At 64.2% G+C, this 26,923-nt stretch carries 24 protein-coding genes and 4 tRNA genes; 1 reads left to right on the top strand and 27 read right to left on the bottom strand.

From position 1 onward, the window contains the following. Positions 1-10: 10 nt before the first annotated feature. The 23 genes from rplB to ABD017_RS00850 all read right to left on the bottom strand — a co-directional run bounded on the left by rplB (position 11) and on the right by ABD017_RS00850 (position 22,951). The gene (gene rplB / locus ABD017_RS00960; RefSeq protein ID WP_343879288.1) at positions 11-835 is read right to left on the bottom strand and encodes a 50S ribosomal protein L2; all 825 of its coding nucleotides are present in this window, start codon (positions 833-835) and stop codon (positions 11-13) included. A gap of 17 nt (positions 836-852) precedes the next feature. After that, positions 853-1,146 (bottom strand): 50S ribosomal protein L23, encoded by a 294-nt coding sequence (gene rplW, locus ABD017_RS00955; protein ID WP_007082176.1) that lies wholly within the window; start codon positions 1,144-1,146, stop codon positions 853-855. Beyond that, complete coding sequence (gene rplD, locus ABD017_RS00950) at positions 1,143-1,745, bottom strand: 50S ribosomal protein L4 (RefSeq protein WP_343879285.1); 603 nt, start codon at positions 1,743-1,745, stop codon at positions 1,143-1,145. The genes rplW and rplD overlap by 4 nt, the downstream gene beginning before the upstream one ends. Before the next feature lie 11 nt (positions 1,746-1,756). Beyond that, positions 1,757-2,398, bottom strand: coding sequence for a 50S ribosomal protein L3 (rplC, locus tag ABD017_RS00945; protein WP_056080653.1), 642 nt, complete (start codon positions 2,396-2,398; stop codon positions 1,757-1,759). A 20-nt stretch (positions 2,399-2,418) separates the two neighbouring features. Continuing rightward, positions 2,419-2,730 carry a 30S ribosomal protein S10 gene (gene rpsJ / locus ABD017_RS00940; RefSeq protein ID WP_007082173.1) on the bottom strand — a complete coding sequence of 104 codons (312 nt, stop codon included), beginning with the start codon at positions 2,728-2,730 and terminating at the stop codon, positions 2,419-2,421. 464 nt (positions 2,731-3,194) lie between these two features. Further along, a complete protein-coding gene (gene tuf, locus ABD017_RS00935) occupies positions 3,195-4,385 on the bottom strand; it encodes an elongation factor Tu (RefSeq protein ID WP_343879264.1) in 1,191 nt (396 codons plus the stop codon). 60 nt (positions 4,386-4,445) lie between these two features. Then, positions 4,446-6,575: an elongation factor G gene (gene fusA / locus ABD017_RS00930; protein WP_343879282.1), complete on the bottom strand. Its 2,130-nt coding sequence runs from the start codon at positions 6,573-6,575 to the stop codon at positions 4,446-4,448. A 242-nt stretch (positions 6,576-6,817) separates the two neighbouring features. After that, complete coding sequence (rpsG, locus tag ABD017_RS00925; protein ID WP_007083022.1) at positions 6,818-7,285, bottom strand: 30S ribosomal protein S7; 468 nt, start codon at positions 7,283-7,285, stop codon at positions 6,818-6,820. Between the two features lie 69 nt (positions 7,286-7,354). Next, positions 7,355-7,729, bottom strand: a complete 375-nt coding sequence (rpsL, locus tag ABD017_RS00920; protein WP_007083021.1) for a 30S ribosomal protein S12 — start codon at positions 7,727-7,729, stop codon at positions 7,355-7,357. Positions 7,730-7,905: 176 nt separating this feature from the next. Then, positions 7,906-12,120: a DNA-directed RNA polymerase subunit beta' gene (gene rpoC / locus ABD017_RS00915; protein WP_343879279.1), complete on the bottom strand. Its 4,215-nt coding sequence runs from the start codon at positions 12,118-12,120 to the stop codon at positions 7,906-7,908. Between the two features lie 157 nt (positions 12,121-12,277). Then, on the bottom strand, positions 12,278-16,438 hold the full coding sequence (gene rpoB, locus ABD017_RS00910) for a DNA-directed RNA polymerase subunit beta (protein WP_343879277.1): 4,161 nt from the start codon (positions 16,436-16,438) through the stop codon (positions 12,278-12,280). Between the two features lie 263 nt (positions 16,439-16,701). Then, complete coding sequence (gene rplL / locus ABD017_RS00905; RefSeq protein ID WP_343879275.1) at positions 16,702-17,070, bottom strand: 50S ribosomal protein L7/L12; 369 nt, start codon at positions 17,068-17,070, stop codon at positions 16,702-16,704. A 48-nt stretch (positions 17,071-17,118) separates the two neighbouring features. Beyond that, a complete protein-coding gene (rplJ, locus tag ABD017_RS00900) occupies positions 17,119-17,652 on the bottom strand; it encodes a 50S ribosomal protein L10 (protein ID WP_343879273.1) in 534 nt (177 codons plus the stop codon). A 339-nt stretch (positions 17,653-17,991) separates the two neighbouring features. Further along, the gene (gene rplA / locus ABD017_RS00895; RefSeq protein WP_343879272.1) at positions 17,992-18,699 is read right to left on the bottom strand and encodes a 50S ribosomal protein L1; all 708 of its coding nucleotides are present in this window, start codon (positions 18,697-18,699) and stop codon (positions 17,992-17,994) included. Positions 18,700-18,702: 3 nt separating this feature from the next. Further along, entirely contained in the window at positions 18,703-19,131 is a 429-nt protein-coding gene (gene rplK / locus ABD017_RS00890; RefSeq protein ID WP_343879270.1) for a 50S ribosomal protein L11, read from the bottom strand. A gap of 302 nt (positions 19,132-19,433) precedes the next feature. After that, on the bottom strand, positions 19,434-19,994 hold the full coding sequence (gene nusG / locus ABD017_RS00885; protein ID WP_343879268.1) for a transcription termination/antitermination protein NusG: 561 nt from the start codon (positions 19,992-19,994) through the stop codon (positions 19,434-19,436). Between the two features lie 10 nt (positions 19,995-20,004). Further along, positions 20,005-20,400 carry a preprotein translocase subunit SecE gene (gene secE / locus ABD017_RS00880; RefSeq protein WP_343879266.1) on the bottom strand — a complete coding sequence of 132 codons (396 nt, stop codon included), beginning with the start codon at positions 20,398-20,400 and terminating at the stop codon, positions 20,005-20,007. An 81-nt stretch (positions 20,401-20,481) separates the two neighbouring features. After that, positions 20,482-20,557, bottom strand: a tRNA-Trp gene (locus ABD017_RS00875). Between the two features lie 103 nt (positions 20,558-20,660). Further along, on the bottom strand, positions 20,661-21,851 hold the full coding sequence (tuf, locus tag ABD017_RS00870) for an elongation factor Tu (protein ID WP_343879264.1): 1,191 nt from the start codon (positions 21,849-21,851) through the stop codon (positions 20,661-20,663). 81 nt (positions 21,852-21,932) lie between these two features. Then, positions 21,933-22,008 (bottom strand) — tRNA-Thr (locus ABD017_RS00865). Positions 22,009-22,141: 133 nt separating this feature from the next. Continuing rightward, a tRNA-Gly gene (locus tag ABD017_RS00860) sits at positions 22,142-22,215 on the bottom strand. A gap of 59 nt (positions 22,216-22,274) precedes the next feature. Beyond that, a tRNA-Tyr gene (locus tag ABD017_RS00855) sits at positions 22,275-22,360 on the bottom strand. A gap of 102 nt (positions 22,361-22,462) precedes the next feature. After that, positions 22,463-22,951 carry an acyl-CoA thioesterase gene (locus ABD017_RS00850; protein WP_343879262.1) on the bottom strand — a complete coding sequence of 163 codons (489 nt, stop codon included), beginning with the start codon at positions 22,949-22,951 and terminating at the stop codon, positions 22,463-22,465. Between the two features lie 96 nt (positions 22,952-23,047). Between ABD017_RS00850 and ABD017_RS00845 the strand changes: the two genes are divergently transcribed. Continuing rightward, positions 23,048-23,266 carry a hypothetical protein gene (locus ABD017_RS00845; protein ID WP_343879260.1) on the top strand — a complete coding sequence of 73 codons (219 nt, stop codon included), beginning with the start codon at positions 23,048-23,050 and terminating at the stop codon, positions 23,264-23,266. 25 nt (positions 23,267-23,291) lie between these two features. On the opposite strand, the gene ychF is transcribed toward ABD017_RS00845, so the two are convergent. The 4 genes from ychF to ABD017_RS00825 all read right to left on the bottom strand — a co-directional run bounded on the left by ychF (position 23,292) and on the right by ABD017_RS00825 (position 26,915). Then, positions 23,292-24,380, bottom strand: a complete 1,089-nt coding sequence (ychF, locus tag ABD017_RS00840; protein ID WP_343879258.1) for a redox-regulated ATPase YchF — start codon at positions 24,378-24,380, stop codon at positions 23,292-23,294. A gap of 95 nt (positions 24,381-24,475) precedes the next feature. Next, entirely contained in the window at positions 24,476-25,051 is a 576-nt protein-coding gene (gene pth / locus ABD017_RS00835; protein WP_343879256.1) for an aminoacyl-tRNA hydrolase, read from the bottom strand. 53 nt (positions 25,052-25,104) lie between these two features. Then, entirely contained in the window at positions 25,105-25,788 is a 684-nt protein-coding gene (locus ABD017_RS00830; protein WP_343879254.1) for a 50S ribosomal protein L25/general stress protein Ctc, read from the bottom strand. A 161-nt stretch (positions 25,789-25,949) separates the two neighbouring features. Next, entirely contained in the window at positions 25,950-26,915 is a 966-nt protein-coding gene (locus ABD017_RS00825; protein ID WP_343879252.1) for a ribose-phosphate diphosphokinase, read from the bottom strand. Between the last annotated feature and the right edge of the window lie 8 nt (positions 26,916-26,923).

Genomic DNA, 26,923 nt, shown 5'->3' with positions numbered 1-26,923 from the left:
CGGTTTCCTGTTACTTCGTACGACGACGCACGATGAACTGCTGCGTGCGCTTGTTGTTGCGGGTCTTGTAACCCTTCGCCGGCGTGCCCCACGGGCTGACCGGATGACGACCGCCGGAGGTCTTGCCTTCACCACCGCCGTGCGGATGGTCGACCGGGTTCATCACCACACCGCGAACGGTGGGACGAATGCCGACCCAGCGCTTGGCGCCAGCCTTGCCCAGCTTCTTCAGGCTGTGCTCGCCGTTGCCGACTTCGCCGATGGTGGCGCGGCAATCGACCGAGACGCGACGCATCTCGCCGGAGCGCAGACGCAAGGTGGCGTAGCCGGACTCGCGCGCCACCAGCTGCACCGAGGCGCCGGCGCTGCGGGCGATCTGCGCGCCCTTGCCCGGACGCAGCTCGATGCAATGGATCGTGCTGCCCATCGGGATGTTGCGCAGCTGCAGGCAGTTGCCGGCCTTGATCGGCGCATCGCGGCCGGACACCAGGCGATCGTCCACCTGCACGCCCTTGGGCGCGATGATGTAACGGCGCTCGCCATCGGCGTAGCACAGCAGTGCGATGTGCGCGGTGCGGTTCGGATCGTATTCGATGCGCTCGACGCGGGCGGCGATGCCTTCCTTGTCGCGCTTGAAATCGATGATGCGGTAATGCTGCTTGTGACCGCCGCCACGATGACGCACGGTGATGCGGCCATGATGGTTGCGACCACCGCTGCGGGACTGCGACTCGGTCAACGCCGCATACGGCGCACCCTTGTACAGGCCTTCCGTCTTGACGCTGACGGCGTCACGACGGCCCGGCGAGGTCGGCTTGTGGTTGATTAGTGCCATCTCAAAGAACTCCTGGCTCAGGCCTTGGCGGACACGTCGATGGTCTGGCCATCGGCAAGACGCACATAGGCCTTGCGCTTGCCCTGGCGGCTGCCAGCGCGGAAACGGAAGGACTTGACCTTGCCTTTCGTGTTGACGAGGTTCACCTGCTCGACTTTCACGTCGAACAGCTTCTCCACGGCAGCGCGGACATCGGCCTTGGTTGCCGCGGGGGCCACCACGAATACGTACTGGTTGTGCTCGGCCAGGCGCGCCGATTTCTCGGAAATGTGCGGCGCACGCAGCGTATCGAGAATGCGTTCGTTGTTCATGCCAGCCACTCCTCGATCTTCTTCACCGCATCGACCGTCGCCACCACGTGGTCGGAGCCGACCAGGCTGACGGGGTTAAGGCCCATCACGTCCAGCACATGGATATAGGGGATGTTGCGCGCGGCCAGAAACACCGACTCGGACGCATCTTCGGACACCAGCAGGACGCGACCGGAAACCTTCAGCTCGGCCAGCTTGGCGACCATCGCGGAAGTCTTCGGCGTCTCGACACCGAAGCTCTCGACGACCTTCAGGCGATCCTGACGAACCAGCTCGGAGAAAATCGAGCGGATCGCCACGCGGTACGCCTTGCGGTTGACCTTCTGCTGGTAGTTGCGCGGCTTGGCGGCAAACGCGACACCACCGCCGATGAAGATCGGAGCGCGGTAGTCGCCGTGACGGGCGCCGCCGCCCTTCTGCTTCTTGAACTTCTTGGTGGTACCGGACATCTCGCCACGCGAGAGCTGCGCCTTGGTACCGGCGCGGCCGGCGGCCTGGTAGGCCACCACGACCTGGTGAACCAGGGCCTTCTTGTACTCACCGCCGAACACTTCGTCGGACACGTTGAGCGGCTTGGCGCCAATGACATTGAGTTCCATGGCGTCTCTCCTCAGCTCTTCGTCGTCGGGCGGATGATGACGTCGCCACCGGTGGCACCGGGAACGGCGCCCTTGACCGCGATCAGATGACGCTCGGCGTCGACCTTGACCACTTCCAGGCCCTGCTGCGTGCGGTTGACCGCACCCATGTGACCGGCCATCTTCTTGCCCGGGAAAACGCGACCCGGGGTCTGACGCTGACCGATGGAACCCGGCGCGCGATGCGACAGCGAGTTACCGTGGGTGGCGTCGCCCATCTTGAAGTTCCAGCGCTTGATCGTGCCCTGGAAACCCTTGCCCTTCGACACACCGGCGACATCGACGATCTGGCCGACGCTGAACACCTCGTCCGCCTTGATGTCGGCACCGACGCTGTACTTGCCGAGATCATCGGCGGACACGCGGAATTCCCACAGGCCGCGACCCGGCTCGACCTTCGCTTTCGCGTAATGGCCCTTCAGCGGCTGCGTCAGCAGGTTCGCGCGCTTGGTGCCCGCCGCAACCTGGACGGCGCTGTAGCCATCGTTATCTTCCGTCTTCAGCTGGGTCACGCGATTCGGGGTCGCTTCGATCAGCGTCACCGGAATCGAGCGGCCATCTTCAGTGAAGAGGCGACTCATGCCGCATTTGCGGCCAACCAATCCGATACTCATCTTCGTATCCTGTCTGTCGCTCAACCGAGCTTGATCTGAACATCGACGCCAGCGGCGAGATCAAGCTTCATGAGCGCGTCCACGGTTTTGTCGTTCGGGTCGACAATGTCGAGCACTCGCTTGTGCGTGCGGGTCTCGTATTGATCGCGCGCATCCTTGTCCACGTGCGGGGACGTGAGGATCGTGTAGCGCTCGATCTTGGTCGGAAGCGGGATCGGGCCGAGTACCGTTGCGCCAGTGCGCTTGGCGGTCTCGACAATCTCGCTGGCCGAGCGATCGATCAGCCGGTGATCGTACGCTTTCAGCCGAATCCGAATCTTCTGGTTCGCCATAACCGTGTCCTGTTGTCGAAAGAACGTCTGTGAAACGGAACGGCTTCTCACCGCTCCGCACTACTTTTTTCACCGCATCGGGGCGCCAAACACGCCACCCCAAATTCGAAAAGCCCAGGCGAACCGCGTCAGCTCGCCTGGACCAGCATTTGCCTTCGCGCAAAAAAACCGATCACCGGCCATGCCTTTGATCGAGTGATATTGCGAGGGCCGTCCACGGCCGGCGAACTCGAAACACTTCCTGTGTCTCATTTCGCGGTGGATCGACGACGCCATGTCCGTCGATAAGCAAGCTGCGAAGTATACCTGCAAAAATTCCCTTAGTGAAGACCCTGACGACAATTCAGCCGGAGTCGGTCACTGGGTGCGGGAACCGGGATCGGGGAATCGGTAATCGTGGAGCCGGAAAAGCGCGGATCGCTGCTTTTCCGATTCCCGACTCCCGATTCCCGACTCCCGCAGTATTACTTGATGACCTTGGCCACCACGCCGGCGCCGACGGTGCGGCCGCCTTCGCGGATGGCGAAACGCAGGCCTTCGTCCATCGCGATCGGGTGGATCAGCTCGACCACCATCTTCACGTTGTCGCCCGGCATCACCATTTCCACGCCTTCCGGCAGGGTCACGGCACCGGTCACGTCGGTCGTGCGGAAGTAGAACTGCGGACGGTAGCCCTTGAAGAACGGCGTATGACGGCCACCCTCGTCCTTCGACAGCACGTACACCTCGGCCTCGAAGTTGGTGTGCGGGGTGATCGTGCCCGGCTTGGCCAGCACCTGGCCGCGCTCCACGTCGTCACGCTTCAGGCCGCGCAGCAGCAGACCGGCGTTGTCGCCCGCCTGGCCCTGGTCCAGCAGCTTGCGGAACATTTCCACGCCGGTGACGGTGGTCTTCTGCGTGTCGCGGATACCGACCACTTCGACTTCGTCACCGACCTTGATGATGCCGCGCTCGATACGACCGGTCACCACGGTGCCGCGGCCCGAGATCGAGAACACGTCTTCCACCGGCATCAGGAACGGCTTGTCGATCGTGCGCACCGGCTCCGGGATGTAGCTGTCCAGCGCGTCCACCAGCTGGATGATCGCCGGCACGCCGATCTCGCTCTGGTCGCCTTCCAGCGCCTTCAGCGCCGAACCCTTGATGATCGGGGTGTCGTCGCCCGGGAAGTCGTACTTGCTGAGCAGCTCGCGCACTTCCATCTCGACCAGCTCGAGCAGCTCGGCGTCGTCGACCATGTCGGCCTTGTTCAGGAACACCACGATGTACGGCACGCCCACCTGGCGGCTCAGCAGGATGTGCTCGCGCGTCTGCGGCATCGGGCCGTCAGCGGCCGAGCACACCAGGATCGCACCGTCCATCTGCGCCGCACCCGTGATCATGTTCTTCACGTAGTCGGCGTGCCCCGGGCAGTCCACGTGCGCGTAGTGGCGCGTCGGCGATTCGTATTCCACGTGCGCCGTCGAGATCGTGATGCCGCGCGCCTTCTCTTCCGGCGCCGCGTCGATCGCGCTGTAGTCCTTGAACTCGCCACCGAAGCGCTCGGCACCGACCTTCGTCAGTGCTGCCGTCAGCGTCGTCTTGCCGTGATCCACGTGACCAATCGTGCCGACGTTGACGTGCGGCTTGGTGCGTTCGAATTTACCCTTTGCCATGACTCAAACCTCGAAAGAACTGTGATTCGGAAAAAAACTGCAGAGCGCAACCCGCCCTGATCAGGCCTTGTGCATGACCTGCTCGGCGACGTTGCTCGGCGCCTCGGCGTAGTGGTCGAATTCCATCGTGAAGGTGGCACGGCCCTGGGTCAGCGACCGGATCGTGGTGGCATAGCCGAACATCTCGCCCAGCGGAACCTCGGCGTTGATGGTCTTGCCCGACGGCGTGTCCTCCTGGCCGGTGAGCATGCCGCGACGCTTGCTGATGTCGCCCATCACGTCGCCCATGTAATCCTCGGGCGTGACGATCTCGACCTTCATGATCGGCTCCAGCAGCACCGGATTGGCCTTCGCGAAGCCCTGCTTGAAGGCCATCGATGCCGCCAGCTTGAACGCCATTTCCGACGAGTCGACGTCGTGGTACGAGCCGAAGACCAGCTTCACCTTGACGTTGACCACCGGGAAGCCGGCCAGCGGGCCGCTGGTGATGGTTTCGCGCAAGCCCTTCTCGACCGACGGAATGAATTCCTTCGGAATCACGCCACCGGTGATCTCGTTGACGAACAGGAAGTCGTCCTTGATCGTGGCGGCGAGCTTCTCGTCCGCGCGATCCTCGGCGCTGATCGGCGACATCTCGATCACGACGTGGCCGTACTGGCCCTTGCCGCCCGACTGCTTGGCATGCTTGTAGTCGGACTTGACGTCGCTGGAGCGGATCGTTTCGCGATAGGCCACCTGCGGCTTGCCGACGTTGGCCTCGACGTTGAACTCGCGGCGCATGCGGTCGACCAGGATGTCCAGGTGCAGCTCGCCCATGCCGGAGATGATCGTCTGGCCGGATTCCTCGTCGGTGCGCACGCGGAACGAGGGATCCTCCGCCGCCAGGCGACCCAGCGCGATACCCATCTTTTCCTGGTCGGACTTGGTCTTCGGCTCCACCGCCATCGAGATCACCGGCTCCGGAAACGCCATCCGCTCCAGGGTGATGATGTGATCCTGCGCGCACAGCGTATCGCCGGTGGTCACGTCCTTCAGACCGACCGCCGCAGCGATGTCACCGGCGCGCACTTCCTTCAGCTCGTGGCGCTCGTTGGCGTGCATCTGCAGGATGCGGCCCACGCGCTCCTTCTTGCTCTTGACCGGGTTGTAGACGGCATCGCCGGAATTCAGCGTACCCGAATAGACGCGGAAGAACGTTAGCGAGCCGACGAAGGGATCGGTCATGATCTTGAACGCGAGCGCGGAGAACGGCGCGGCGTCGTCGGCCTTGCGGGTGGCCTCGTTCTCATCCTCGTCGATGCCGGCGACCGGCGGACGATCGGCGGGCGACGGCAGCAGCTGCACCACCGCGTCGAGCATCGCCTGGACGCCCTTGTTCTTGAACGCCGTGCCGCAGTACACCGGAATGATCTCGTTGGCGAGCGTGCGCTGGCGAAGTCCGTCGATGATCTCGCCCTCGCTGAGGTCGCCCTCTTCCAGGTACTTGTTCATCAGCTCTTCGGTCGCCTCGGCAGCCGACTCCACCATGAAGGCGCGCGCTTCGGCCGCCTTGTCCGCCAGATCGGCGGGGATGTCACGGTATTCGAACTTCATGCCCTGGGTTTCCATGTCCCAGATCACGGCCTTCATCTTGAGCAGATCGACCACGCCCTCGAACCCGTCCTCGGCACCGATCGGCACCTGCATCGGCACGGCATGCGCACCGAGACGCGCCCGCAGCTGGCTGACGACCTTGTCGAAATTGGCACCGGTACGGTCCATCTTGTTGACGAACGCGAGGCGCGGCACCTTGTACTTGTTGGCCTGCCGCCAGACCGTTTCGGACTGCGGCTGCACGCCACCGACGGCGCACAGCACGAACACGGCGCCGTCGAGCACGCGCAGCGAACGCTCCACCTCGATGGTGAAATCGACGTGTCCCGGGGTATCGATGATGTTGAAGCGATGCTGCGGCAGCGAACCGTCCATGCCCTTCCAGAACGCCGTCGTCGCCGCCGACGTGATGGTGATGCCGCGCTCCTGCTCCTGCTCCATCCAGTCCATCGTGGCCGCGCCGTCGTGCACTTCGCCAATCTTGTGACTGACGCCCGTATAGAACAGGATGCGCTCCGTGGTCGTGGTCTTGCCGGCATCGATGTGAGCCATGATGCCGAAGTTGCGGTAGCGTTCGAGGGGAGTGGTGCGTGCCATTGATATTTACCTGTATCGGGCTGCCTGCCCTGGTTTGTGACAGCCATCCGGGCCGTTGCGCTTATGAATATCCGGCCTGGGTGCCGGCTGGCTTGCCCCATCATGACGAGGCGGCTTCTGAATAACCGACGGTCCGGCAACGATGCCGGACCATCTGCGCCGTCATGGCGACGGCCGAATCATCGAGGCCCGCGTTTGATGGCGGGCCGATCGTTGCCATCGTCGACGGCGACGCAAATCTCTTACCAGCGGTAGTGCGAGAAGGCCTTGTTGGCTTCCGCCATGCGATGCGTCTCTTCGCGCTTCTTGGCGGCGCCGCCGCGACTCTCGGAAGCCTCCAGCAGTTCGGCAGCCAGCTTGCGCGGCATCGAGGTTTCGCCACGCTTGCGGGCGGAGTCGATCACCCAGCGCATCGCCAGCGCCATGCGGCGGCCCGGACGCACTTCAACCGGCACCTGGTAGGTGGCGCCGCCGACACGACGGGACTTCACCTCGACCGCCGGGGCGATGTTGTTCAGCGCCTTCTCGACCAGGGCGACCGGCTCGGCGTTCTTTTCGCCGATGTGCTGCAGAGCGCCGTAGACAATGCTTTCGGCGACCGACTTCTTGCCGCTCTTCATCACCATGTTGATGAAACGGGCGATCAGCTGGCTGCCATGCTTGGGGTCCGGCAGGATCAGACGGGCGGGATGTGAACCTTTACGCGACATGTTTGTTGTCCGTTATTTTCGCGGACATTCCTGCCCGCCTGTAAAGCGGCCAGCGAGGGCCGCACGACATTATTTCTTCGGGCGCTTGGCGCCGTACTTCGAACGCGATTGACGGCGCTTGGTGACGCCGGCGCAGTCGAGGCTGCCGCGTACCGTGTGGTAACGCACGCCGGGGAGATCCTTGACGCGGCCGCCGCGGATCAGCACCACCGAGTGCTCCTGCAGGTTGTGACCTTCGCCACCGATGTAGCTGATCACCTCGAAACCGTTGGTGAGGCGCACCTTGGCGACCTTGCGCAACGCCGAGTTGGGCTTTTTCGGCGTGGTCGTGTAAACACGCGTGCAGACACCGCGACGCTGCGGGCTGCTCTGCAGGGCCGGCGACCCGCTCTTGTAGGTCTTGGGGCTGCGGTTCTTGCGCACCAATTGATTGACTGTCGTCATGCGAAGCTGTTCCTGAAAACATAAAGGCAGCCCGAATAAGCTCGGTCTGCCAAGAAGCGGGAATTTAACATGAGCGCGCTCACCTGGGCAAGCTGACGCTCCGCCATCCGTGACCCGAACACGAGGTGCTTCCTTGCACCTCATTTCGTATGTCGGCGAGCAAGACCTATCGAGGCTTACTCGGCACCATCTTCACTGCTGACCGGCGCTTCGGCAAAGGAAGCCGGGGACGTGGAGCCGGAAAGGGTATCCAGCTCCAGATCGGTCAGACCACCCTGGCGGCGACGCCCTGCGTGGTAGGCCAAGCCCGTACCTGCCGGAATAAGACGGCCGACAATAACATTTTCCTTCAGGCCACGCAAGGTATCGCGCGTGCCACGAACCGCTGCCTCGGTGAGGACGCGGGTGGTCTCCTGGAACGATGCCGCCGAGATGAAGGACTCGGTGGCCAGCGATGCCTTGGTGATGCCCAGCAGGATCGACTGGTACTCGGCCGGACGCTCGTCCCTGGCGATGGCACGCTCGTTCTCGGTGTTTATGCGCACGCGTTCGATCTGTTCGCCGCGCAGGTAGTGGCTGTCACCGGGCTCGACGATCTCGACCTTGCGCAGCATCTGGCGAATGATCGCCTCGATGTGCTTGTCGTTGATCTTCACGCCCTGCAGGCGATAAACGTCCTGGATCTCCTTGACCAGATACGAGGCCAGCTGCTCCACGCCCAGCAGGCGCAGGATGTCATGCGGGCTCGGCTCGCCGTCGACGACGGTTTCGCCCTTCTCCACATGCTCGCCCTCGAACACGATGACCTGGCGCCACTTGGGAATCAGCTCCTCGTGCTCGTTGCCGTCGACGTCCTTGATGATCAGGCGCTGCTTGCCCTTGGTGTCCTTGCCGAAGCTGATGATGCCGGACCGCTCGGCCAGGATCGCCGGCTCCTTCGGCTTGCGCGCCTCGAACAGGTCGGCCACGCGCGGCAGACCACCGGTGATGTCGCGGGTCTTGGAGGTTTCCTGCGGGATACGCGCGATCACGTCGCCCACGCCCACTTCGGCACCGTTCTGGATCGACACGATCGCACCGGCCGGCAGGAAGTACTGCGCGGCGATGTCGGTACCCGGCAACTTCAGCTCGCGGCCCTTGGCGTCTTCCAGGCGCACGATGGGGCGCAGGTCCTTGGCCTGCGCGCCGCGACGCTTCGGATCGGTGACCACCGCCGACTCCAGGCCGGTCAGTTCGTCGGTCTGGCTCTGCACGGTGACGCCATCGAGGAAGTCGATGAAGCGCACCACGCCGGCCACCTCGGTGACGATCGGATGGGTATGCGGGTCCCAGTTGGCCACGGTCTGGCCGGGCTTGACCGCCGCGCCGTCCTTGACCGCAATGGTGGCGCCGTAGGGCACCTTGTAGCGCTCGCGCTCGCGGCCGCTGGCGTCGATGACGCTGAGCTCGCCCGAACGCGACACCGCCACCAGGTGGCCGGACTTGTGCTGCACCGACTTCAGGTTGTTGTACTTCAGCGAGCCGGTGGTCTTCACCGTCACGTTGTCCACTGCCGCCGCACGCGAGGCCGCACCGCCGATGTGGAAGGTACGCATGGTCAGCTGGGTGCCGGGCTCGCCGATCGACTGCGCGGCGACCACGCCCACGGCCTCGCCCATGTTGACCAGGTGGCCACGGGCCAGGTCGCGGCCGTAGCAGAGCTTGCACACGCCATGCGCCGCTTCGCAGGTGATCGGCGAACGCACCTTGAGCAATTGCACGCCGGCCTTGTCGAGCTTCTCGACCAGCGCCTCGTCCAGCAAGGTGTCGGAAAGCACGATCGGCTCGTCGTCGTCGCCGGGCGCGTAGACGTCGCCCACCACGACGCGGCCCAGCACGCGCTCGCGCAACGGCTCGACCACATCGCCGCCTTCGACGATCGGCTGCATGATGATGCCATCCTCGGTGCCGCAGTCGTCCATGGTGATGACCACGTCCTGCGCCACGTCGACCAGGCGACGGGTGAGGTAACCGGAGTTCGCCGTCTTCAACGCCGTATCGGCCAGGCCCTTGCGGGCACCGTGGGTGGAGTTGAAGTACTGCAGCACGTTCAGGCCTTCGCGGAAGTTGGCCTTGATCGGAGTCTCGATGATGGAGCCATCCGGACGCGCCATCAGGCCACGCATGCCGGCCAGCTGGCGGATCTGCGCCACGGAACCACGCGCGCCGGAGTCGGCCATGATGTACAGCGAGTTCATCGACTTCTGGTTGACCGTCTTGCCTTCGGCGTCGGTCACCTTTTCGGTACCGATGCCGTCGATCATCGCCTTGGCCACCAGTTCGCTGGTGCGCGACCAGATGTCGACCACCTTGTTGTAGCGCTCGCCGGCGGTGACCAGGCCGGACTGGTACTGCTGCTGGATCTCGACGACTTCCTTCTCGGCGTCCTCCAAGATCGGCTTCTTCTCTACCGGAATCAGCATGTCGTCGATGCCGATCGAGATACCGGCGCGCGTGGCGAAGCGGTAGCCGGTGTACATCAGCTTGTCGGCGAACACGACCGTTTCCTTCAAGCCCAGCAGGCGGTAGCTGGAGTTGATCAGGCGCGAGATGTTCTTCTTGGTCAGCTCGGTATTGGCCAGCGCGAACGGCAGGCCCTCGGGCAGGATCTCGGCCAGCAACGCGCGGCCCACGGTGGTCTCGACCAGCGCGGTTTCATGCGTGAGCGAGCCATCCTCGGCCACGTGCGAAAGCTGCAGGCGCACCTTGACCTTGGCGTGCAGTTCCACCGCGCGGTTGTCGTAGGCGCGGCGCACTTCGCTGACGCCGGAAAACACCATGCCGCTGCCCTTGGCGTTGATCAGCTCGCGGGTCATGTAGTACAGGCCCAGCACCACGTCCTGGGTCGGCACGATGATCGGCTCGCCATTGGCGGGGCTGAGGATGTTGTTGGACGACATCATCAGCGCGCGCGCTTCCAGCTGCGCCTCGATCGACAGCGGCACGTGCACGGCCATCTGGTCGCCGTCGAAGTCGGCGTTGAACGCCGTGCAGACCAGCGGGTGCAGCTGGATGGCCTTGCCCTCGATCAGCTTCGGCTCGAACGCCTGGATGCCCAGACGGTGCAGGGTCGGTGCGCGGTTGAGCAGCACCGGATGCTCGCGGATCACGTCCTCGAGAATGTCCCACACCATCGGCTCTTCGCGCTCGACCAGCTTCTTCGCCGCCTTGATGGTGGTGGCTTCGCCACGCGCCTGCAGCTTGGCGAAGATGAACGGCTTGAACAGCTCCAGCGCCATCTTCTTGGGCAGACCGCACTGGTGCAGGCGCAGGGTCGGACCGACCACGATCACCGAACGGCCGGAGTAGTCCACGCGCTTGCCGAGCAGGTTCTGGCGGAACCGGCCCTGCTTGCCCTTGATCATGTCGGCCAGCGACTTCAGCGCGCGCTTGTTGGTGCCGGTGATGGCACGACCGCGACGGCCGTTGTCGAGCAACGCGTCGACCGATTCCTGCAGCATGCGCTTCTCGTTGCGCACGATGATGTCCGGCGCGTTGAGCTCGAGCAGCCGCTTGAGGCGGTTGTTGCGGTTGATGACGCGGCGGTACAGATCGTTCAGGTCGGAGGTGGCGAAGCGGCCACCGTCCAGCGGCACCAGCGGACGCAGGTCCGGCGGCAGCACGGGTAGCACGGTCAGCACCATCCACTCGGGCTTGTTGCCCGACTCCAGGAACGCCTCGATCAGCTTCACGCGCTTGGTGAGGCGCTTGAGCTTGGTCTCCGAGCCGGTGGAACCGATCTCTTCCTTCAGGCGGATCACTTCGGCCGGCAGGTCCAGCGACTTCAGCAACTGGTAGACGGCCTCGGCGCCCATGCGGGCATCGAACTCGTCACCATGCTCCTCGGTGGCTTCCAGGTACTGGTCCTCACTGAGCAGCTGGCCGCGCTCGAGCGCAGTCATGCCCGGATCGATCACCACGAAGGCCTCGAAGTACAGGATGCGCTCGATGTCGCGCAGGGTCATGTCCAGCATCAGGCCGATGCGCGAGGGCAGCGACTTCAGGAACCAGATGTGCGCGGTGGGGCTGGCCAGCTCGATGTGGCCCATGCGCTCGCGGCGCACCTTGGCCAGGGTGACCTCGGTGCCGCACTTCTCGCACACCACGCCGCGGTGCTTCATGCGCTTGTACTTGCCGCACAGGCACTCGTAGTCCTTCACCGGCCCGAAGATGGCGGCGCAGAACAGGCCGTCACGCTCCGGCTTGAAGGTGCGGTAGTTGATGGTTTCCGGCTTCTTCACTTCGCCGTACGACCACGAGCGGATCAGCTCGGGCGACGCCAATGCGATCTTGATCGCATCGAAATCCGGCATCACGCGCTGCTGGTTGAACAGATTGAGCAGGTCTTTCATTTGAATCTCCGGTCGGAGCAAATTCTTTTGGTGTCGAGGTCCGCGACGCGAACGAGATCAGGCTTGCGGGAGCCGAGCCGGGAACCGGGCTTGCCTTTGCAAATCCCGGTTTTTAACAGACGAATGTCTGGTAATCCCCGATCCCGAGTCCCGTCGGTCACTTGATCTCTTCCAGATCGATGTCGATGCAGAGCGAGCGGATTTCCTTCACCAGCACGTTGAAGGATTCCGGCATGCCCGCGGACATCTCGTGGTTGCCGTCGACGATGTTCTTGTACATCTGGTTGCGGCCCTGCACGTCGTCGGATTTCACCGTCAACATTTCCTGCAGCGTGTACGCCGCGCCGTAGGCTTCCAGCGCCCAGACTTCCATTTCGCCGAAGCGCTGGCCGCCGAACTGCGCCTTGCCGCCCAGCGGCTGCTGGGTAACCAGCGAGTACGGGCCGGTGGAGCGCGCGTGCATCTTGTCGTCGACCAGGTGGTTGAGCTTCAGGTAGTGCATGTAGCCCACGGTGACCGGGCGATCGAACGCCTCGCCGGTGCGACCGTCGTACAGCGTGGTCTGGCCCGACTCGGGCAGATCCGCCAGCCTCAGCATCGCCTTGATCTCGGTTTCCTCGGCACCGTCGAACACCGGCGTGGCCATCGGCACGCCTTCCTGCAGGTTGTCCGCCAGCGCGCGGATCTCGTCGTCGGTCAGCGACTTCAGATCGACGTGCTGCACGGCGCCGGCGGCGTGATGGTTGTAGACCTGGTCCAGGAACTCGCGGATCTTGGTCACCTTCTCCTGCGTCTCGATCATCTTCTGGATCTTCTTGCCCAGGCCCTTGGCGGCCCAGCCCAGATGCACTTCCAGAATCTGGCCGATGTTCATGCGCGACGGCACGCCCAGCGGATTCAGGCAGATGTCGACCGCCTCGCCGTTGGCCATGTAGGGCATGTCCTCGACGGGCACCACGTTGGAGACCACGCCCTTGTTGCCGTGGCGGCCGGCCATCTTGTCGCCCGGCTGGATGCGGCGCTTCACGGCCAGGAACACCTTGACCATCTTCAGCACGCCGGGGGCCAGATCGTCACCCTGGGTGATCTTGCCCTGCTTCTCCTTGAAGCGCTTGTCGAACTCCTCCTTGTGACGCTTGACCTGATCGGCCGCGCGCTCCAGGAATTCCGTGACGGCCTCGTCCTTGACGTTGATCTTGAACCAGTCGTCCTTCTTCAGCCCGTCCAGATAGGCGTCGGTGATTTCGGTGCCGCGCTTGAGGCCACCCGGGCCGCTCATCGCGGACTGGCCGACCAGCTGGGTGCGCATGCGGTTGTAGATCGCGCCTTCGAGGATGCGGAACTGGTCGTCGAAATCCTTGCGGATCCGCTTCACTTCCATTTCCTCGATCTGGCGCGCGCGCTTGTCCTTCTCGATGCCGTCGCGGGTGAACACCTGCACGTCGATGACGGTACCGTCCATGCCCGGCGGCACGCGCAGCGAGCTGTCCTTCACGTCGGACGCCTTCTCGCCGAAGATCGCGCGCAGCAGCTTCTCTTCCGGGGTCAGCTGGCTTTCGCCCTTCGGCGTGACCTTGCCGACCATGATGTCGCCGGCCTTCACTTCCGCACCGATGTACACGATGCCGCTCTCGTCCAGGCGCGCCAGCGCCTGCTCGCCCACGTTCGGGATGTCGGCGGTGATCTCCTCGGCGCCCAGCTTGGTGTCGCGCGCAATGCAGGACAGCTCCTCGATGTGGATCGAGGTGTAGCGGTCTTCCTGCACGACGCGCTCGGAGAGCAGGATCGAGTCTTCGAAGTTGTAGCCGTTCCACGGCATGAACGCGATCAGCATGTTCTGGCCGAGCGCGAGCTCGCCCAGGTCGGTCGACGAACCGTCGGCCAGCGTGTCGCCCTTCGCCACCACGTCACCCACGTTCACCAGCGGACGCTGGTTGAGGTTGGTGTTCTGGTTGGAGCGGGTGTACTTGGTCAGCGTGTAGATGTCGACGCCGGCGTCGTTGTCGCCGACTTCCTCCTCGTTCACGCGCACCACGATGCGGGCCGCGTCGACCTGGTCGATCACGCCGCCGCGCTTGGCGCTGACGATGACGCCGGAGTCGCGCGCCACGGCGCGTTCGATGCCGGTACCCACCAACGGGGTCTGCGAACGCAGGGTCGGCACGGCTTGGCGCTGCATGTTCGCGCCCATCAGCGCGCGGTTCGCGTCATCGTGCTCCAGGAATGGCACCAGTGCCGCGGCGACCGACACGGTCTGCATCGGCGAGACGTCCATGTAGTTGATCTCGGACGCCGGACGCAACTCGGATTCGCCGCGGAAACGGCAGGACACGAAGTCCTCGATGAACTCGCCGTGCTTGTCCAGCGGCGAGTTCGCCTGCGCGATCACGTGGTCGCCCTCCTCGATCGCCGACAGGTAGTCCACCTTGTCGGTGACCTTGCCGTCCACCACCTTGCGGTACGGCGTTTCCAGGAAGCCGTACTGGTTGGTGCGGGCGTACACGGCCAGCGAGTTGATCAGGCCGATGTTCGGGCCTTCCGGCGTTTCGATGGTGCAGACGCGGCCGTAATGGGTCGGGTGCACGTCGCGCACTTCGAAACCGGCGCGTTCGCGGGTGAGACCACCCGGCCCCAGCGCGGAGACGCGGCGCTTGTGCGTCACTTCGGACAGCGGGTTGTTCTGGTCCATGAACTGGGACAGCTGCGAGGAGCCGAAGAACTCCTTCACCGCCGCCGCCACCGGCTTGGCATTGATCAGGTCCTGCGGCGTCAGGCCATCGGCCTCGGCCAGCGACAGGCGCTCGCGCACGGCACGCTCCACGCGCACCAGGCCGATACGGAAAGTGTTCTCGGCCATCTCGCCCACCGAACGCACGCGGCGGTTGCCCAGGTGATCGATGTCGTCGACGGTGCCATGGCCATTCTTGATGTCGATCAGCACCTTCAGCACGTCAAGGATGTCGGAGCGCTCGCCCTGCTCCTTGACCAGCTCCTGCGACGACTCTTCCTTGCGCTCGCTGAAGAACTTGTGGTCATACAGCACGCCCGGGCCCAGGATGTCCTGGCGGCCCACGCGGCGGTTGAACTTCATCCGGCCCACCGCCGACAGGTCGTAGCGGTCGAAGGTGAAGAACAGGTTGAAGAACAGGTTCTGCGCGGCGTCCTTGGTCGGCGGCTCGCCCGGGCGCATCATGCGGTAGATCTCCACCAGCGCCTCCAGCGGCGTCTTGGTGTTGTCGATACGCAGGGTGTGCGAGATGTAGGCGCCGCGATCGAGGTCGTTCACGTACAGCGTGGGCAGCGTCTCGATGCCGGCCTTGCGGAAGGCTTCCAGATGCTCGGCGGTGATCTCGTCGTTGGCCGAGGCCAGCAGTTCGCCGGTCTGCGCATCGACGATGTCGGTGGCCAGGATACGGCCCACCGGATAGTCGTCGGGCACTTCCAGCGCGGTGATGTCCTCGGCCGCCAGCTGGCGCACGTGGCGCGCAGTGATGCGCTTGCCGGCTTCCACCAGCACCTTGCCGCCCACGGCCAGGTCGAAGCTCAGCGTTTCGCCGCGCAGGCGCTCGGCCACCAGCTCCAGCGTGGTGCCGCCCTTCTTGCCCAGGTGGAACACGTTGTGCTCGAAGAAGATGGCCAGCATCTCCTCGTTGCTGTAGCCCAGCGCGCGCAGCAGCACCGTCACCGGCAGCTTGCGGCGACGGTCGATGCGGGTGAACAGCGCGTCCTTCGGGTCGAACTCGAAATCGAGCCACGAACCGCGGTAGGGAATCACGCGGGCCGAGAACAGCAGCTTGCCCGAGCTGTGCGTCTTGCCGCGGTCGTGGTCGAAGAACACGCCCGGCGAACGATGCAGCTGCGAGACTATCACGCGCTCGGTGCCGTTGATGATGAAGGTGCCGGTGTCGGTCATGAGCGGGATCTCGCCCATGTAGACCTCCTGCTCCTTGATGTACTTCACCACTTTCTTCGAGGCGGGGCTGTCCTTGTCATAGATGACCAGGCGCACGGTGGTGCGCAGCGGCGCGCCGAAGGTCATGCCGCGGTTGCGGCACTCGCGTTCGTCGAACGCCGGCTCCCCCAGGCGGTAGTCGACATACTCCAGCGCGGCATTGCCGGAATAGCTGGAAATCGGGAACACCGACTTCAACGCCGCGTGCAGGCCCTTGTCCTCACGCTGCTTGGGCGCGACGTGCTCCTGCAGGAACTCCCGGTAGGAATCGGTCTGGATGGTCAGCAGGTTGGGCACGCCCAGTACGGGGGGACGTTTGCCAAAATCCTTGCGGATGCGCTTCTTCTCGGTATACGAGTAGGCCATGGTGAATACCGCCTCGGTTCGCTGTGACGCCGGTGGTGCACACACCGGCTGAATGGATAAGTTGTCTTGCCGGCCGGCCAAGGCCAACCGGGTGGGAATTCGGGAATCGAGAATGGGGAATCGTCAGAGCAAAACAGCCTGCATCTCTCGACGATTCCCCATTCTCCATTCCCCATTCCCGCTTGAAGCAGGCAAAGCCCGGGAGCTTTCGCCCCCAGGCTTGCCTGAAACTAGATCAAACTGACAGCGCGCAAGGGCGCCAATTACTTCAGTTCGACCGTGGCGCCGGCAGCTTCCAGATCCTTCTTGAACTTCTCGGCGTCTTCCTTCGACACGCCTTCCTTCAGCACGCCGCCGGCCTCGGTGAGGTCCTTGGCTTCCTTCAGGCCCAGGCCGGTGATCGCGCGGACGGCCTTGATCACGTCGACCTTCTTGGCGCCGGCGTTCTTCAGCACGACGTCGAACTCGGTCTGCGCCTCGGCCGCCGGGGCAGCAGCCGCCGGACCGGCCACGGCCACCGGAGCGGCGGCGGTCACGCCAAACTTCTCTTCGATGGCCTTCACCAGGTCCATCACTTCCATCAGCGACTTGGCGGCGACGGCTTCAACGATTTCTTCGTTGGACAGGGACATTTCATTTACCTCTGGATGTGATTCGATTCAGTGTGTAAGTCGATGAACTCAGGCGGGCTCGGCTTCAGCCGGGGTCTCGGCGGCGACTTCGCCACCACCCTGCTGATCGGCGACGGCCTTGACCACGCGCGCAAACATCGTGGCCGGTTCGGCCAGCACGCGGGCCAGCATGGCCAACGCCTGTTCGCGGGTCGGCAGCGAGGCCAGCACTTCGACGTGCTCGGCCGGCAGCAGCTTGCCTTCCACCGAGACGATCTTCGCCTTCAGCTTGTCGTTGCCCTTGGCAAATTCCTTGATCAGACGCCCGGCAGCGCCGGGCTCTTCCGTCGAGAATGCGTACAGCAACGGACCGACCAGGGCGTCCTTGACGACCTCGAATTCGGTACCGGCCACGGCGCGCGACGCCAGCGTGTTCTTGACAACCCGCAAGTACACACCGGATTCGCGAGCCTTCTTGCGCATCGCGGTCATCTGTTCGACCGTGGTGCCCGCATACTCGGCAGCGACCAGGGAGTGGGCCGTTGCGGCAACACCTGCCAGTTCGGCGACTACTTCTTTCTTCTGTGACAGATTGAGAGCCATTGCACTCCTCCAAATGAACTCCGCTTGCGGCTCCTGCCGCTTGCGGTCCTGGGCGACGCCATCCGTGACGCCGGGGACGCACGTCCCGGGTGATGGCCTTTCCAGAACAAATCGAACATTCCAGAAGGGCAGCACCATCTGCGCAGGCCAGGTTCTCTCGAACCCGATTAAGCGGTCCCGTTGGCGGCGACGGCGATTCCCTGCCAGAATGCGAGCGTCCTGCCCGTCGTCACCGCGCGTTGAGCGCGCCTGCGGTCTTTGACGGCGGCATCGGCCGGTGGCCGAAACTGCCCTCAAAAACTTGCCCGCACCGGAAGCGACCGGTGCGGGACTTGATACTTACTTGGTGGCGAGCGTCAGCGTGGAGGTATCCACGGCAACACCGACACCCATCGTGCTGGACAACGCGACCTTCTGCAGGAACTGGCCCTTCGCCGTGGCCGGCTTGGCCTTCAGCAGGTCGCCGATCAACGCATTGAGGTTGTCGGCCAGCTGCGACGCTTCGAAACTCGCCTTGCCGATGGTGGCGTGAATGATGCCGCCCTTGTCGTTGCGGAACTTCACCTGGCCGGCCTTGGCATTGGTGACGGCCGTGGCGACGTCGGCGGTGACCGAGCCGTCCTTGGGGTTCGGCATCAGGCCACGTGGGCCAAGCAGCTGGCCCAGCTTGCCGACCACGCGCATCGCGTCCGGCGTGGCGATCACGCGACCGAAGTCGAGCTCGCCCGCCTGCATGCGCTCGGCCAGGTCGTCCATGCCGACGGCGTCGGCACCGGCGGCCTTGGCCGCATCAGCCTTCTCGCCCGGCGGGCAGAACACCGCCACCTTGACGGTCTTGCCGGTGCCGTGCGGCAGCAGCGAGGAACCACGCACGCCCTGGTCGGACTTCTTCGCGTCGATGCCCAGACGCACGGCCACGTCGACGGATTCGACGAACTTGGCCTTGGCGTTGTTCTTGATGATGGTCAGGGCTTCTTCCAGCCCGTAGACCTTGCCCGGCTGCACCGCGGCCTGGGCCGCCTTCATGCGCTTGGTGATCTTTGCCATGTCTTAACCCTCCACCGTCAGGCCCATGCTGCGGGCGCTACCGGCAATGGTGCGCACCGCGGCGTCGAGGTCGGCCGCCGTCAGATCCGGCTCCTTCTGCTTGGCAATGTCTTCCAGCTGCTTGCGGGTGACCTTGCCGACCTTGTCGGTGTTCGGCTTCTGCGAACCCTTGGCGACGCCGGTGGCCTTCTTCAGAAGGATGGTGGCGGGCGGGGTCTTGGTGATGAAGGTGAAGCTGCGGTCGGAGTAGGCCGTGATGATGGTCGGGATCGGCAGACCCGGCTCCAGCTTCTGCGTGGCGGCATTGAACGCCTTGCAGAACTCCATGATGTTCAGACCGCGCTGGCCGAGGGCGGGACCCACCGGCGGCGACGGGTTGGCCTGCCCGGCCTTGACCTGCAACTTGATGTAACCAATAACTTTCTTTGCCATGGGATTTCCTCGCGAGTGCTGGCGCCTTGCGGCTCCTCGCTGTTACCGGTCCGTGGATGGAAGGAAGATCCGCCTCGTGCGGATCCCGAAACGCAGGCACGCCGAGTCGAAAAGACCCAGCGTGAACCGCGTAGTGTAGAGATTTATCTGGTTTTGAGCAAGCCCCGTGCCAATGAGGGCGTCGAGTGAATCGAAAGCGGAGTGTTACGGCGAAACGGGGCTCCCCCCTCCAACTCTCCCTGGCGAGCGGGGAGAGGGCGAAAGTGCCGAGCGGGTTCGCTCCGGACTACCTTCTCCCTGGGTCAGGCTTTTTCGACCTGACCAAATTCCAGCTCTACGGGGGTGGAGCGACCAAAGATCAGCACCGCGACGCGCAAGCGGCTCTTTTCGTAATTGACTTCCTCGACCACGCCGTTGAAATCGTTGAACGGTCCCTCGGTGACGCGCACCATCTCGCCCGGCTCGAACAGCACCTTCGGCCGCGGCTTCTCGACGCCCTCGCGCACGCGGCTGAGGATGGCCTCCGCCTCGCTGTCGCCGATCGGCAACGGGCGATCGGCGGTGCCGCCGATGAAACCCATCACTTTCGGCGTTTCCTTGATCAGATGCCAGCACTCGTCGTCGATGCGCGGCACCTTTCCCTCGGTATTGGCCTCGATCTGCACCAGCACGTACCCGGGAAAGAACTTGCGCTCGCTGCGCCGTTTCTGGCCGCCGCGCATTTCAATCACTTCCTCGGTCGGCACCAGCACTTCGCCGAACTTCTCCTCCATGCCGGCGCGCTGGATACGTTCATCCAGCGAGCGCTTTACCTGGTTCTCGAAACCGGAATAGGCATGTACCACGTACCAGCGCTTGCTCATGCTTGCCACCTCAGGAACCCAACTTCAGCAACCAGTCGAGGATGACTGACTTCAGAATCAGGTCGATCAAACCCAACAGCAGCGACAGGATGATCACCACCAGGATAATGATGCCGGTCGTCTTCAGCGTTTCGTCGCGCGTCGGCCACACGACCTTGCGCATTTCGAACTGGGACTCGCTGATGAAGTGCCGCACGCGCCGGCCGGGCCCGGTGAAGGCCGCAATGGCCAGCGCGATCACCAACGCGGCCAGCACGCCCAAGAGGCGGACCGTACCAGGGACATTGGCGTCGTTGTTGAACCAGGAATAGGCAAAGATACCGGCGGCCAGCACCAGCCCCGCCAGTACCAGCTTGCCGATATCGGCGGCGTTCGTGCCCTTGGGCTGTTCTGCCTTGGTATTCATGCGCAGTTGCCGTGTGTCATCGGCGCACCGGACCTTGCGGCCGGTATCGCCATCCGCCACCCGCCATCGCTCCTCGAAAAGTGGCACGCCAGGAGGGACTTGAACCCCCAACCTGCGGTTTTGGAGACCGCTGCTCTGCCAATTGAGCTACTGGCGTATGAAACGGGAATCAGGAATGGGGAATCGGGAATCGTGGAGCCGGAAAAGCGCGGATCGCTGCTTTTCCGATTCCCGACTCCCGATTCCCGAATCCCGCAGTATTACTTGATGACCTTGGCCACCACGCCGGCGCCGACGGTGCGGCCGCCTTCGCGGATGGCGAAACGCAGGCCTTCGTCCATCGCGATCGGGTGGATCAGCTCGACCACCATCTTCACGTTGTCGCCCGGCATCACCATTTCCACGCCTTCCGGCAGGGTCACGGCACCGGTCACGTCGGTCGTGCGGAAGTAGAACTGCGGACGGTAGCCCTTGAAGAACGGCGTATGACGGCCACCCTCGTCCTTCGACAGCACGTACACCTCGGCCTCGAAGTTGGTGTGCGGGGTGATCGTGCCCGGCTTGGCCAGCACCTGGCCGCGCTCCACGTCGTCACGCTTCAGGCCGCGCAGCAGCAGACCGGCGTTGTCGCCCGCCTGGCCCTGGTCCAGCAGCTTGCGGAACATTTCCACGCCGGTGACGGTGGTCTTCTGCGTGTCGCGGATACCGACCACTTCGACTTCGTCACCGACCTTGATGATGCCGCGCTCGATACGACCGGTCACCACGGTGCCGCGGCCCGAGATCGAGAACACGTCTTCCACCGGCATCAGGAACGGCTTGTCGATCGTGCGCACCGGCTCCGGGATGTAGCTGTCCAGCGCGTCCACCAGCTGGATGATCGCCGGCACGCCGATCTCGCTCTGGTCGCCTTCCAGCGCCTTCAGCGCCGAACCCTTGATGATCGGGGTGTCGTCGCCCGGGAAGTCGTACTTGCTGAGCAGCTCGCGCACTTCCATCTCGACCAGCTCGAGCAGCTCGGCGTCGTCGACCATGTCGGCCTTGTTCAGGAACACCACGATGTACGGCACGCCCACCTGGCGGCTCAGCAGGATGTGCTCGCGCGTCTGCGGCATCGGGCCGTCAGCGGCCGAGCACACCAGGATCGCACCGTCCATCTGCGCCGCACCCGTGATCATGTTCTTCACGTAGTCGGCGTGCCCCGGGCAGTCCACGTGCGCGTAGTGGCGCGTCGGCGATTCGTATTCCACGTGCGCCGTCGAGATCGTGATGCCGCGCGCCTTCTCTTCCGGCGCCGCGTCGATCGCGCTGTAGTCCTTGAACTCGCCACCGAAGCGCTCGGCACCGACCTTCGTCAGTGCTGCCGTCAGCGTCGTCTTGCCGTGATCCACGTGACCAATCGTGCCGACGTTGACGTGCGGCTTGGTGCGTTCGAATTTACCCTTTGCCATGCGCGCTAAACCCCGATGGAGTCAATGGTTTGAAGAAAAACGTGCCCTGCAAGGGTCACGACCGTGAAGGTCAAACGAAAATGGTGCTCATAACAGGAATCGAACCTGTGACCTCTTCCTTACCAAGGAAGTGCTCTACCGACTGAGCTACATGAGCAGGAATCTTGGTGTATCCCAGCCATCTTTCCCGATGGCGAACTTCAGACCGGCGTCCTGCCGGACTCTTCAAAAAAGCGTCGATCCCGGGTGGCAACCGCTTCGATCGACAGCCTGCGACAGAGGCAGCGCAATGGAGCGGAAGGCGGGAATCGAACCCGCGTAATCAGTTTGGAAAACTGATGTTCTACCATTGAACTACTCCCGCCCTGCGCGGAACCCTTTGTCACCTGCGCCGCTTTCGCGTCACATGATGCCGCCTGCAACTGGTGGAGGGAGGTGGATTCGAACCACCGAAGGCGTAAGCCAGCAGATTTACAGTCTGCCCCCGTTGGCCGCTTGGGTATCCCTCCAACAAAGAACGCGTATTGTGTGGATCGGGCCCTGAACTGTCAACACCTTGTGGCATCGAATTCGCATGCAGAGGCGACTTTCCGGCGGTTTTTTGCCGGCACTCAAGCCAGTGTCGAGGCACGCAGATCGACCAGTTGCTCCATGCCCCTGGACAACTCCATCAGTTGCCGCGCCTGCGCCTGCAGCCGGCGCTCGGCGTCGTCGCGCGGCTCCCAGCGCGGCACCGGAGTGGGCTTGCCGTCCTGCCCGTCGAGCGCCACGAAAACCATGACGCAGCTGGTGGCCAGGCGCTGCTCGTCCCGGCGCAGGTCGCGCGCCAACACGTCCACCGCCAGGTGCATGCTGCTGGTGCCGGTGTGGATCAATCGCGCCCGCACGGTGACCAGGTCGCCGATCAGGATCGGCGCCACGAACTGGATCCCGCTCACCGATGCGGTGACGCAGTACGCCCCGCTCCAGCCCACCGCGCAGGCATAGCCCGCCTGGTCGATCCACTTCATCGCCATGCCGCCGTGCACCTTGCCGCCGAAATTCACATCCGTGGGCTGGGCGAGAAAGCGGAAGGTCACTTCGTGCTGCTGGCCGGACATGGGTGGCATACCGTTGGCAAAGTAGGAGGCCGCAATTATGCCCTGCCGGATGAACGCTCTACGCCGCCCGACTTGCAGGCGACCACCGCGCCGAGCATGTCGCACGTGGCGAACCGGATTTCGTCGCCCGGTCGTAAGAGCATGCTCGCCCGCGGCGGCCACACCCTCCCGCCGAATCCGCAGCCACAGGTGCGCAGGGTGCTCGCCATCGTCGAGGCTGCCGGTGAACGAGGTTTTTTCCAGCACGCGGGAACTCGATGCCTGCCCGGACCGCAGCAGCGACACATCAACGAGGGCGAGGATCGCGACATCTGATCGCTACGCCCCGGGCGTCCGGGACTCAGACGTTGAACAGGAAGTGCAGCACGTCGCCGTCCTTGACGATGTACTCCTTGCCTTCCTTGCGCAGCCGACCGGCGGCGGCGGCGCCGGCCTCGCCCTTGTACTGGATGAAGTCGTCGTAACCGATCGTCTCGGCGCGGATGAAGCCCTTCTCGAAGTCGCTGTGGATCACGCCCGCCGCCTGCGGTGCGCTGGAGCCGCGGCGCAACTGCCAGGCGCGCACTTCCTTCACGCCGGCGGTGAAATAGGTCTGCAGGTCGAGCAGCTTGTAGCCGGCACGGATCACCCGGTTCAGGCCCGGCTCGTCCAGGCCCATGTCCTTCAGGAATTCGTCGCGGTCGGCGTCGTCCAGCTGGGCCAGTTCCTCCTCGATCGCCGCGCACACCGGCACCACCTCGGCGCCTTCGGAAGCGGCGCGCTCGCGCACGGCGTCCAGCAGCGGGTTGTTCTCGAAACCGTCGTCGGGAACGTTGGCGATGTACATCAGCGGCTTCAGGGTGAGCAGGAACAGGTCGCGCACCAGCGCCTTCTCTTCCTCGTCCAGACCCAGGCTGCGGGCGGACCTGCCTTCATTGAGGCCGGCGGCCAACTTCTGCAGCACCGGCTTCTTCGCCAGCGCGTCCTTGTCGTTCGCCTTGGCCGCGCGCTCGGCGCGGTTCAGCGCCTTCTCCACCGACTCCAGGTCGGCCAGCGCCAGCTCGGTGTCGATGGTCTCGATGTCGGCGATCGGGTCGACCTTGCCGGCGACGTGGATCACGTCACCCTCGAAACAGCGCACCACGTGGGCGATCGCGTCGACCTCGCGGATGTGCGCCAGGAACTTGTTGCCCAGGCCCTCGCCCTTCGACGCGCCGGCCACCAGGCCGGCAATGTCGACGAACTCCACCGCGGTCGGGATCACCTTCTGCGGATTGACGATGGCCGCCAGCGCATTCAGCCGCGGGTCCGGCACCGGCACCACGCCCACGTTCGGCTCGATCGTGCAGAACGGGAAATTCGCCGCGGCGATGCCCGCCTTGGTCAGCGCGTTGAACAGGGTGGACTTGCCGACGTTGGGCAGGCCGACGATGCCGCATTTGATGCCCATTTGAGCTCCGGGATTCGTGATTTGGGATTTGGGATCCGGAAGAGCGGGATGGCCGTGCTTTTGACGACTCCCGTATCCCGTATCCCCAATCCCGGCTATTTCGTATGCAACAACTGCATCGCCTTGTCGAACTGGCCTTCCACCGCCAGCGGCAACACGTCCAGGGCGCGGGCGATGCCATCCAGGATCGCGTCCTCGTCCGTGGCCGAGGGCCGGCCCAGCACCCACGGGGTGACCTTGTCGCGGTGGCCGGGGTGGCCGATGCCCACGCGCAGCCGGTGGAACTTGCCGTGGCCGAGGTGGGCCATGATGTCGCGCAGGCCGTTCTGGCCGCCGTGGCCGCCGTCGAACTTCATCCGCACGGTGCCGGCAGGCAGGTCCAGGTCGTCGTGCGCGACCAGGCATTGCTCGGGGTCGATCTTGTAGTAGCGCAGCGCCGAAACCACGGCGATGCCGCTCTTGTTCATGAAGGTGGCCGGCTTCAGCAGCCAGACCAGCTCGCCACCGAGGCGCACGCGGCAACTCTCGCCGTGCAGCTTGCCGTCGAAGGCGAAGCGTTCGCCCTGCCCGCTGGCCAGGGCGTCAACTAGCCAGAACCCGGCGTTGTGCCGGGTTCGGAGGTATTCGGCACCGGGATTGCCCAGCCCGACAATGAGTCGCAAACCAGCCATGCGCACAAGCAGCAGGACGGCCCGCACCCCATCGGAGCGCAGGCCGCCGCGGCTTACTTCTTGTCGCCCGCCGGCTTGGCCGGCTTGGCAGCGGCGGCCTTGTTGGCCTCGGCCTCGGCTTCGGCGGCAGCGTCTTCGGCGGCATCGGCCGCGTTTTCCTTGACCGCATTGACGGTGACCACGGCAACGTCGTGCGCTTCACCGAGCGCCAGCGCGGGCAGTTCCACGTTGGGCGGCAGCTTCAGCTGCGACAGGTGCACGATGTCGCCGGCCTCGATCGCACCCAGGTCCAGCTCGATGAACGCGGGCAGGTCCTTCGGCAGGCAGCTGACTTCCACCTCGGTGAGGTTGTGCGAGATCACCACGCCGGACATCTTGCCGGCCGGCGAGGTTTCCTGGTTGAGAAAGTGCAGCGGCACGTTGGCGCGCAGCTTGGCGTTCTCGTCGATGCGCTGGAAATCCATGTGCATCATCAGCTGCTTGAACGGATGCTTCTGCCAGTCGCGCACCAGCACCTTCTGCACCTTGCCGTCGACATTGAGGTCGAGCACGGAGGAGAAGAACGACTCGTTCTTCGCGGCCAGCAGGATGGTGTTGTGCTCGATCTGGATGCTCTCGGGAGCCTGACCGGCGCCGTAGACAACGGCGGGCACATAAGCGGCACGACGCAGGCGGCGGCTCGCACCTTTCCCCTCGTCCTTGCGGCTTTGCGCCTTGATTTCAAGATTCTTGGACATTGCTTTCTACCTTGGAGTTGTTCCACCTTGCGGTGGATGGGTGACTCTCCCGCGACCAGGAGAGCCTTGGTCTTGGGGAACGGGGAACAGGGAACAGGGAACAAAAGCCGGCTTGCGTCAGGCCTTCATGTTCCCCGTTCCCTGTTCCTCGTTCCCCGCTTTCAATCGACGTAGAGCGAACTCACCGACTCGCCGTAGGCGATGCGGCGAATGGTTTCGGCCAGCAGTTCGGCGACGGACAGCTGGCGGATCTTGCCGCAGGCTTGCACTTCGGCGCGCAGCGGCAAGGTGTCGGTGACGATGAGCTGGTCGAGCTGGGAATTCTCGATGTTGCTCACCGCCTTGCCGGACAGCACCGGGTGCACGCAATAGGCGATCACCCTGCGGGCACCGCGCTCCTTCAGGGCGGCGGCGGCCGCGCACAGGGTGCCGGCGGTGTCCACGATGTCGTCGACCATCACGCAGGTCTTGCCGTCCACGTCGCCGATGATGTTCATCACGGTGGAGACGTTGGCGCGAGGACGGCGCTTGTCGATGATCGCCAGGTCCGCGTCGTCCAGCCGCTTGGCAATGGCCCGCGCGCGCACCACGCCACCCACGTCCGGGCTCACCACGATCAGGTCGTCCATGGCGTGGTTGCGCCAGATGTCGGCCAGCAGCACCGGCGAGGCGTACACGTTGTCGACCGGGATGTCGAAGAAACCCTGGATCTGGTCGGCGTGCAGGTCCACCGTCAGCAGCCGGTCCACGCCCGCCGCGCTGACCATCTTGGCAGCCAGCTTGGCGGTGATCGGCACCCGCGCGGAGCGCGGGCGGCGATCCTGCCGCGCGTAGCCGAAATACGGCATCACCGCGGTGACGCTGGCGGCCGAGGCCCGCTTGAGTGCATCGGTAAGCGCCAGCAGCTCGAACAGGTTTTCCGCGCTCGGCGCGCCCGTGGGCTGGATGACGAAAACCTCCTGGCGGCGGACGTTTTCCTCGATCTCGATCTGCACTTCGCCGTCGCTGAAGGTGCCAACCAGCGCCTTGCCCAGCGGCACACCCAGGCGCTGGGCGACCTTTTCGGACAAGGCGCGGTGCGCATTGCCGGAAAAAAGCAGCATCGGAGTGGACGTGTCCACAGTCATTACCTCAG

Origin of the sequence: Rhodanobacter caeni (assembly GCF_039523575.1) — a bacterium.
Lineage (GTDB): Bacteria > Pseudomonadota > Gammaproteobacteria > Xanthomonadales > Rhodanobacteraceae > Rhodanobacter > Rhodanobacter caeni.
The sequence above is the reverse complement of the archived record's forward strand: the minus strand, read 5'-3'. Positions and strand labels throughout refer to the sequence as shown.